This is a genomic window from Ruegeria sp. CG11 (assembly GCF_056537245.1).
In genome coordinates this window covers 120,133-128,932 of record NZ_JBQFRE010000010.1, presented here as the reverse complement: position 1 = coordinate 128,932, position 8,800 = coordinate 120,133, and the positions used below count along the sequence as shown (strand labels likewise).

The following is an 8,800-nucleotide window of genomic DNA, read 5'->3' as shown; positions in this document are numbered from 1 at the left end:
AGGTAATCCGACCACATCAGAATGTTGATCTCACCCGAGGACGCCAGCGCGCTTTTGCTATAAAGCGGTGCCGCCAGCGCAGCAGCACCTGCGCCTTTCAGGACAGAGCGTCTGGAAAGCGTTTTCCGTTCAGCCATTTTCGTTTCTCCCGTTGTTGGACTTTGTAGTTTTTTTGTTTTGTCAGTGCAGGCTAGACCTTTGCCGCAGCGCTGTCAGTCCAAAAGTGACAGTTGTCAGTTTTCATAGGTCCAGTTTACAATCTCATCCGCCAGAACCGGGAACAGGTCACGGCTCCACCCAGACAGAGACACCATAGGGCGGGATTTCTGAAGTACCAACAATATATTGACGATCCTTTGGGCCGGGCAGGATGTGCGGTTCTGCGCCGAAATTGAAGGCAAAGACCAGCGCGCCTCGGCGTGTGATGCGCACATCCCGGTTGTTTTCCGTCACCGGAATGCCTGCCCAGTTCAAGACCTGTGCCAAAACGGCTTGCAACAAAGGTCCGCGCGGAATCATCGCCAGGTACATCGCCCGATCCGACTGCACAATCGCCGGGCTGCCGTCGCGGTAAACGCTGGAAAAACGGGATGTTACCGAATGTTTAGTCTCGATGATTTCGCGCCAACCGGTAAATTCGTGCTGGGTTCTGTCCTGCAGCCGCACCGATTCCCGGGCCAGATCGGGCAGTGATTCGACCCTCAACACCCGGACACCGGCCAGATCGGCCAACTCTCCGGGGGCGAGGTTATGCGGCGTGTGCATGTCAGCGGTCTTGCTGCCCGCGCGAGCCCCGATCAGCAGCTTTGCCTGACGGTCCCGCAATCGTTTCGCAAGCTCCGGCGACACGATCATGCTTTGCGGTAATACGATCAGCTCATAGCCGGTCAGGTCATCCTCTGGCCCGACAAAATCCAGATCGACACCAAGGGACCGCAATCCCGCATACCATTCGCGAACAATCTGAGCATTCGGGAACGCGTCGTCATGGGGCAGGATATCCGCAGCCCAGATGGACGTGTAATCCAGCAGGATCGCCACTGATGCCCGCTGGCGCGCCGCCGGAGGCAATGCCGCCCGCTCCTGAACCACCTGCACCAGTTCCAACGCGGCCTGATCCGGGCTGCCGTCCGAGCGCAACAGGGCGGTGTGAAACTGCTCTTGCGCGAACTTGGCCTGACGCCAGCGGAAAAACATCACCGCCTGCGCCCCGTGGGCATAAGCGGCCCAAGTCCACAGCCGGACCATGCCGTCCGCAGGGGATGGGTTCTTTTCCGCCCAGTCCACCGGGCCGGGTTGCTGTTCCAGCACCCATATCCGGCCCCTGCCCTGTGACCGGTAGAGATCGCAGTGAAACCCCTGATAGTCCGGCGCGCCCGTGCGCAGGTATCGGTGTTTGTCCTCGTCAGACAGGGTCGATCCCAGCAGGTTGCCCAGCGGATAGCTGTCGAACCCGACGATATCCAGATCGGCCGCCACGGCGTGGTGGTCAAACTCGAAACTGCCAGCCATGAAGTTGTGGGTGATATCCCGACCCGGAGAATACTGCCGCAAAATATCCACCTGCGCCTTGTTGAACAGCCGCACCCGGTCCGAGGAATAGCGCGCGAAATCCAGCGCGTGAGTCGGGTTGGGGTTGGCCACTAGCCCGTTGGGCAGCTCAATCCGGTCAAAGCTGGAATAGGCAGATGACCAGAACACCGTGCCCCATGTCCGGTTCAGATTGTCGATCGTTCCATAGCGCTGCGCCAACCAGCACCGAAACCCGTCGCGGGCCGCATCGGAATAGCTGAGCACCGTGTCGTGATCATTATACTCATTGTCGATCTGCCAGGCGTGAACCTGCGGGTTCTCACCATAGCGGCGCGCGTATTCGGTGGCGATCCGGCAGGACTCGGCCAGATAGACCTCGCTGGAAAAGCAATAGTGCCGGCGGGATCCAAACCCCCTGACGCGCCCATCCGGGCCAACCGGCAGGATTTCGGGATGCTCATCAATCAGCCATTTCGGCGGCGCAGCCGTCGGCGTGGACATCATCACCCGCAGCCCGGCACCCCCCAGAATGTCTATCACTTCGTCCAGCCAGTCCCACTGGAATTGCCCACGCTCGGGTTCAATCAGGCCCCAGGTGAATTCGGCAATGCGCACCCAATCGAGGCCCATCTCGACCATCCGTTTGGCATCCTCGCGCCACAGCGACCGATCCCATTGTTCGGGGTAATAGCAAACCCCCAGTTCCAGTTTGCTCATCGGTCTTCTCTTGCGGTGCGGCGTTCAATCCACTTCAGGAAGCTGGCGCAGCCCAGCGTAATCACAACGTAGAGGATTGCAGCAGTGTTAAATGGAGCGAAGGGTAGGAAACTGGCCGCCTGAAACTCGCGCATGCGCTGGGTCATGTCGCGTACGGAGAGGATCGACAGCAATGAAGTGTCCTTGATCATTGCGATGAATTCGTTGCCCAAAGGCGGCGTCACGATGCGCAAAGCCTGCGGCAGGATGATCAGCCGCGCAGTTTGCCAGCGCGACAGGCCCAACGAGCCCCCAGCCTCGATCTGGCCCCTCGGGATGGCTTCGATGCCAGATCGGAATATTTCGGCCATATAGGCAGAGTATCCTACGGAAATCGCGATGATCCCGCGCGTCATGTTGGTCATGTCGATACCGCCGCCGGTGGCATCCTTGACCGCCCCCGCCAGCGGCAGGCCGATATAAAGGATGATCACCAGCATCGGAATGCCGCGGATCGTGTCGACAAAGAATTCGGCACCCACGGCCAGCGGGTGCAGCTTGTGCTGGGCGCCGCCAACGGTCAGCGTCAGCAGCAGAAAGCCAAACACCGCGAAGGCCAGCGCCGGGTTGCGGTATTTGTCCGGCAAGAAACTGGTTTGCCAGATCACTGGATAGCCCTTGTTGTTCGTTCCGACCGGAACAAAGGCAGCCGAGACACTGTCTATGGTTTCGATCTGTTCCACTGCGGTGGCGGCATCGGGCGCGCTGCGGATGCGGTATTGCTGGCTTTCTCCCTCCTCCTGAAACTCACCAAAACGGATCATGTCCGCCTGCGCTTGTGGTGTTCCCCGTACGATGGCAATGCGGGCGTCCAGCGTACCAATGAGTTCATATTGAACCTTGGGCTGCATGAAGAAGAACGCTGAAATGGCCAGCAAGGCCAAGCTGATGCAACCATAAGTGACGGTCGTGCGTGCTTTGGGTTTGAATGATTGCAGCCCAACCCAGATCAAGCCCAGAATGGCCGCAAAGATATAAGCGAAGATGGCCGCGCGGAACGTGATCGCCACGCCGGTGGCAAACTGCCAATGCGCCATGAACATCAGATAGAACAGCACCGCGCCGGTCAGGATTTCGAACCCCAGCTGCACATAGCTTCGCGACCCGTTGGGCAGACGCGAAGACAGAAGGATGGCGGCTACGACAAGTGCATAAATCACCAGCACGATCTGCAGGCCGGTTTGAACGGCCTCGACCACCTCAGGGAAGAGCACCCAGATCTGCGAGGACCGGTCGATCAGGGTCGATGTGTTCTCGCTGAGCGCGTGAAAGAAGACGGACTCGGCAAAGGGCATCAGTACCTGTGGCGCAACGAACCCAAGAACCGCCAAGGCCGCCGCCGCGGGCAACGCCATCAGCGCCGAAACGCGCAACCACCCCGGCGCCGTCTGAAACCGCGCATTGCGGGCACAGAGGTATCCAAGGATGGCCACTGCGAGGATGATCAGAAACCCGATAAAGATGGGGCCCGCGTTGTTGCCGATCCCCAGAATCGCAATCAGCGAGCGCAGGTATTTCGACGAGGTGGCAAACAGATAGATGATGAACGGAGCAGCGGCGAGCAACACAAGGTTGCTCGGACGGATCGAGCTTAGGCGCGACATGGGACCTCTCTGCTGATATGCGGCCCGGCCACCACTGGCGCCGGGCCGTTACGGGAAGGACCGGGTTACTCGGTGCTCCAGTATTTGCCGATCAACGCGTCCAGGGTGCCGTCGGCCTTGATCGCCGCCAGCCCCTCGTTGATGGCATCCACGGTTGCGTCACCTTCCTGGAAGACAATCCCCAGCGGGTCGGATTGAAGCCCGGTGATCCCCACGGTCAGCTCACCCGCGAACTCCTGCTCGTAGGCGGCCGCCGAAGTGCCGTCGATGATAACGCCCTGCACATCAGCGTTCTGCAACGCCAGAATCGCGGCCGAGAAGTTGTCGTAGAGGCTGACATTCTCACGCCCGACCAGTTCTTCGGCCAGTTGCGCGTTGGTGGTGCCGGTCTGTGCCGCCAGTTTCTGACCACCGGCCTTGAAGTCGTCCAATGTCATATCGCCATTGTCGACCTGCAACAGAATGGCCTGACTGACCACGATATAGGGTTCCGAGAAATCCATTGTCTCTTCGCGTTCCGGCGTGATCGAAACGCCCGAGATCACCAGATCGAACTCTCCCTGCTGAAGCGCGGCAAAGATGCCGTCCCAGGCGGTGTTCACAAAGTTCGGAACGCAGTTCACCTTTTCGCAGATCGCATTCATCACATCCACGTCAAAGCCCACGATCTCACCGGTCGCCTCATCGACCGTTTCCATCGGCGGATAGGTGGCGTCGGTTCCGATCTTCAGCACTCGCCCTTCCAGATCGGCGGCAAAGACCGCCGGGGCGGCTATCGCGGTCAGGGCAGCTGCGGCCAGTAGGTTTTTGAACATCTTCAAGTACTCCTCTGTTGGTTTATTTGATGGACGCCGTTTGCGGCGCGGGGGTGTCAGGTTGGCGCTCGATAAGCGTGGCCCTGATCTTTTTCTGGGTCTCGGACGGGTCTGCCCCGTCCAGAGCTTTCAACATGTATTCGCCCAGCAGGCGGCTGGTCTCTTCGATCGGCACGTAATAGGTGCTGGGCGGTGGCACGAAATAGCGGCTGAGCTGCAGATCGTCGGTTGAAATCACCACCAGATCGCGACCAACCTGGAAGCCTGCGGCATGGGCGGCGGACAGCACGCCCAGCGTCATCGCCTCATTCGCACAGATACAGGCCGTTGGACGATCCGGCAGCCGCATCAGTGCGTCAAAGCTGTGTTGCCCGGTGCGCGCCGTAGTTGGGCCGTTGAAGATCAGGGCCGGGTCCGGCGCAATTCCACCATTTGCCAAGGCCTGTTCGTATCCGTTTTGGCGCTGGCTCGCATAGATCAACTCGGCCGGAGGGTTTACCAAGGCAATGCGCCGGTGGCCCAGCCGTGCCAGCCGCGCAGTGGCGTCAAAGGCGGCGGCCTGACTGTCGAAATCGACAAAGGCATGGGGCGTTTCGCTGTCGCTCATCCCCATGGTCACAAAGGGGAACGCATTTTGCTGCAGATACGCGATACGCGGGTCACCGTGCAGCGTGCCCGAGAATATGACACCATCGGCCAGCCCATCCTGAACGATCCGCGCCAATGTCGCCATGGCATCCGGGATATCTGCCACGTTGAACACGCTCATTTCATATCGCGAGTCCTGCAACGCCGCAGAGATCCCGGCCAGAATGCGAGTGAACTCTACCCCCTCCCATTCCTCCGCTGCGGCCGGTGACACGCTGACCAGAACCGCGATGCGGTAAGATTTATTTGTGCGCAGCTTCAACCCGTCCATGTTGACGCGATAGCCAAGCCGGGTGGCCGCGGCCTGAATCTCTTGCCGCGTCTCTTCTTTGACTGACGCCGCCCCGCGCAATGCGTTCGAGACGGTACCGACGGAATAGCCGGTCTCTTTCGCGATGGACTTGATTGTCGCGCGCACCATTACCCGACCTCGATCGCAAGCTGGTGCTTCAGGAATGTCCGCCCTGTCCGCAAGGTTTCAACGTGGTTGGGCGTTTCATCATGTTCGACGAACAGATCGCTGCATGGGCTGTTTGCCAGAATGCGCAGTACGCGGGGCCAGTCCACCACGCCCTGACCCAGATTGCGCCAGCGCTCGTCCCCGTGGCCTGCCGAAGGGTCTGCATCCTTAGCATGAACCGAAACGATCCGGTCCGCATAGCGCTGCAGCAGCTTTGCCGGGTCCTGCTGCGAAACCTGCAACCACCCGATATCGGGCTGCCAATACAGGTTTTCGTGTGACAAGATCTGGTCCAGAGGCGTTTCGCCGGCACGACCCACCAGATCGAAATCATGATTGTGATAGGCCAGACGAATACCCTGTGCTGCAAGCTGCCTCGCCCAGCCCGCCAGCCGATCCGCCTTGGCTGCCCATTCCCTGGGTGTGGCGGGCCGCTCCTCGGGCTCCAGCCATGGCATGACGACCACCGGGCAGCGCAAAAGGCGCAACAGTTCCACGATATCGTCGAACCGTGTTTCAAACTCCGGCCAGTCGAAATGCGCCGAGCGCACAGTCAGACCTGATCGTTCCACCTGCTGCGCCATATCTCGGGGGCCCAGATCATGGAACCCGATCGTTTCGATGTCCTCGAACCCGCAGGCGCCGATCAGTCCAAGCTGGGATGCCAGATCCCCAACCTGCCGAACGGTATAAAGCTGCGCCGCAATCCGCATTTACCGAGATTATCCTTTATTGAAACGTTTCAAATAGGTTGAAACAGCGCAACCACACTTGTCAAGAGAAGGGTTCGGCGACGCATAAAGGCTCACTACGCGATCCGTATTACCTAGCAAGCGGCCGGGATTCAGGTGTTGTTAGCGCTACCATTATCTGATATCGCCGGGCCCATGAAACCCGGAAGAGCGCTTTAAAGCGCCACAACCTCGCACCAAACTGGAATGCCGGAGGCCAAACTGATAGGTGGCACCCCTACTGGTCCCACCCCAACAGGTACTGATCATGCAAAATATCCGCGCTGATTTCCCCAAAGACTTCCTCTTTGGATTTGCGACCTCTGGTAGTCATCACGCGTCTGAACCACTGAACCTTGGCTCAGTGTCAAAGGCCGGGTTTGACTGTTGTCGCTTTTCCATCAGTTGGACGAATATTCTGCCCGAAGGCCAAGGGTCGGTGAACCAAGCCGGACTGGACCATTACGACCGGCTGACCGATGACCTTCTGGAGCATGGTATTCGCGCTTGTGTAACGCTCTGCGGCAACGATCTTCCGTTGGCGCTCGCCGATCTGGGCGGCTGGCGTAACCGCGACATTGCGGGCTGGTTTGCCGACTATACTGAGACCCTCATGAGTCGCATCGGCGACCGCGTGTTCAGCGCCGCGCCGATTGACGGGCTTGCGTACCTTGGCGCCCCGGAAACACGCAACATTCGCACCGCCACACGCAGAATGCATCACATGTTGCTGGCGCATGGCCGCTCGATTGAGGCGATGCGCGGGCTGGGCATGACCAATCTGGGCGTCGAGGTTCTTCTGGATTCAGTCGAAAGCGGTCATCGGAGCATCGACCTGTATGGTGGCATATTCAACAAAGCCTACCCGGAAGTCACGGTAGCGGAATTGGAGTCAAACCTTCCGGAGGGTTGGCAGGACGACTTCGACATCATCGGCGCCCCGGTCGATTGGTGCGGGTTGCACGGCAATGCGCACGGGCTGGTCAACCCCTTGGCGCTGGCCTGTATCCAGCAAAGCGTCACCAAAGACCTGCCCATCTATCTTATCGAAAACGCCAACTCGGACCGCCTGCAAGATCCTGCTGGGTTCAACCAGCGCCTGCAGGCCGCGCGCGAGGCTCTGGAACAGGGCGTACCGATGAAAGGCCTGTTCATCCACGCATCAGGGGTTGAAGATCTGCCTGCTCTGGAAACCAAATTGAGAGGAAGCACCGTGTCTCTGCCCCTTGCGCAGCCCGCCGGTGCCATGCACGAACACTGGAATCTGGTTGCAGATATTGGCGGGACCAATACGCGGCTGGGTGTGATTTCGAACGGTAAGCTGGCCGATCTGCGCAAATACCCGACGGGCACTCTGCCGGACTTGCTTGCAGCGCTTCACAGCCTGCGTGACGAGATTGGAACCGATCCGCGTGCCGTTGTTGCCGCTGGGGCCGGCCCAGTCAGGGACGGAACCATCCGCCTGACAAACGCAAATCTTGATCTGTCCGAGGCTGATATCGGCAAGGCCACCGGTGCGCAGCATACCTTTGTGATCAACGATTTCACTGCCGCCGCGTGGTCCGTTGCCGAAATCACCGGCGACGATATCGAGGTTCTGCAAGGGGAAGCCAGCCCGCCCCCGGGCACCAGGCTGGTGGTTGGACCGGGCACCGGGCTTGGCGTCGGCGCCCTGCTCTATTCCGATGGCCGCTACCACACGGCATCGGGCGAAGGCGGCCATGTCGGCCTGTCGCCCCGCCATGTGGGTGAGGTCGAGATTTTCCGCGCCGCCCGCCACATCGCCCCGGATTGCTTTTTTGACGACACATTGGTGCTTGAGGCGGAAATGTTCCTCAGCGGCACCGGTCTGCCGATCCTGTATCAGGCCGCGGGAATGGCCGCCGGTCAGACCGATACACCAGTACGCAGCGCCCGGGGCATTCTAGAGGACGCCCGCGCGCAAACCGATCCAATTGCAGTGAAAACGGCGCATATGTTTATCACCCATCTGGGCGCGGTGATGGGCGATCTGGCGGTTGTGCTCATGCCCTCGGGCGGTGTGTTTCTTGTGGGCGGCGTCGCCGAAAAGAACCGCTGGCTGTTCAAGGATGCGTTCCGCGATGCCTTTAACGCAGGTGGTCGGTTCAGCGATTTGCGACGGTCGTTCAACCTGTATGTGTCGGAACAGGACGAATTTGGCATTGTTGGCGCTAACAATTTCTGCAAAAGTGCGCTCGCTCGGTAGAACACCGGCCCGACCCCATAAAACAG

General features: G+C 59.6%; 7 protein-coding genes. 1 reads left to right on the top strand and 6 read right to left on the bottom strand.

Features of this window, described 5'->3' with window-relative positions:
• The 6 genes from ACR0KW_RS17935 to ACR0KW_RS17910 all read right to left on the bottom strand — a co-directional run.
• A partial coding sequence (locus tag ACR0KW_RS17935) for a twin-arginine translocation signal domain-containing protein (protein ID WP_480806233.1) occupies window positions 1-137 on the bottom strand: 137 nt, incomplete at its 3' end.
• Between the two features lie 148 nt (window positions 138-285).
• Complete coding sequence (locus tag ACR0KW_RS17930) at window positions 286-2,250, bottom strand: beta-galactosidase (RefSeq protein ID WP_480806231.1); 1,965 nt, start codon at window positions 2,248-2,250, stop codon at window positions 286-288.
• Window positions 2,247-3,893 carry an amino acid ABC transporter permease gene (locus tag ACR0KW_RS17925; RefSeq protein WP_480806230.1) on the bottom strand — a complete coding sequence of 549 codons (1,647 nt, stop codon included), beginning with the start codon at window positions 3,891-3,893 and terminating at the stop codon, window positions 2,247-2,249. The genes ACR0KW_RS17930 and ACR0KW_RS17925 overlap by 4 nt, the downstream gene beginning before the upstream one ends.
• Before the next feature lie 65 nt (window positions 3,894-3,958).
• Window positions 3,959-4,708: a basic amino acid ABC transporter substrate-binding protein gene (locus ACR0KW_RS17920; protein ID WP_480806229.1), complete on the bottom strand. Its 750-nt coding sequence runs from the start codon at window positions 4,706-4,708 to the stop codon at window positions 3,959-3,961.
• Window positions 4,709-4,730: 22 nt separating this feature from the next.
• Window positions 4,731-5,777 carry a LacI family DNA-binding transcriptional regulator gene (locus ACR0KW_RS17915; protein ID WP_480806228.1) on the bottom strand — a complete coding sequence of 349 codons (1,047 nt, stop codon included), beginning with the start codon at window positions 5,775-5,777 and terminating at the stop codon, window positions 4,731-4,733.
• Entirely contained in the window at window positions 5,777-6,529 is a 753-nt protein-coding gene (locus ACR0KW_RS17910) for a sugar phosphate isomerase/epimerase family protein (RefSeq protein ID WP_480806227.1), read from the bottom strand. Before ACR0KW_RS17910 ends, ACR0KW_RS17915 begins: the two co-directional genes overlap by 1 nt.
• Window positions 6,530-6,815: 286 nt before the next feature.
• Here ACR0KW_RS17910 and ACR0KW_RS17905 point away from each other — a divergent pair, with 286 nt between their 5' ends.
• Window positions 6,816-8,774, top strand: coding sequence for a family 1 glycosylhydrolase (locus ACR0KW_RS17905; RefSeq protein WP_480806226.1), 1,959 nt, complete (start codon window positions 6,816-6,818; stop codon window positions 8,772-8,774).
• Window positions 8,775-8,800 lie beyond the last annotated feature (26 nt).

What these genes read in the sequence shown, in the direction of transcription:
- ACR0KW_RS17930 (WP_480806231.1), bottom strand. Translation starts at nt 2,250, where the DNA reads ATGAGCAAACTGGAACTGGGGGTTTGCTATTACCCCGAACAATGGGAT.
- ACR0KW_RS17925 (WP_480806230.1), bottom strand. Translation starts at nt 3,893, where the DNA reads ATGTCGCGCCTAAGCTCGATCCGTCCGAGCAACCTTGTGTTGCTCGCC.
- ACR0KW_RS17920 (WP_480806229.1), bottom strand. Translation starts at nt 4,708, where the DNA reads ATGTTCAAAAACCTACTGGCCGCAGCTGCCCTGACCGCGATAGCCGCC.
- ACR0KW_RS17915 (WP_480806228.1), bottom strand. Translation starts at nt 5,777, where the DNA reads ATGGTGCGCGCGACAATCAAGTCCATCGCGAAAGAGACCGGCTATTCC.
- ACR0KW_RS17910 (WP_480806227.1), bottom strand. Translation starts at nt 6,529, where the DNA reads ATGCGGATTGCGGCGCAGCTTTATACCGTTCGGCAGGTTGGGGATCTG.
- ACR0KW_RS17905 (WP_480806226.1), top strand. Translation starts at nt 6,816, where the DNA reads ATGCAAAATATCCGCGCTGATTTCCCCAAAGACTTCCTCTTTGGATTT.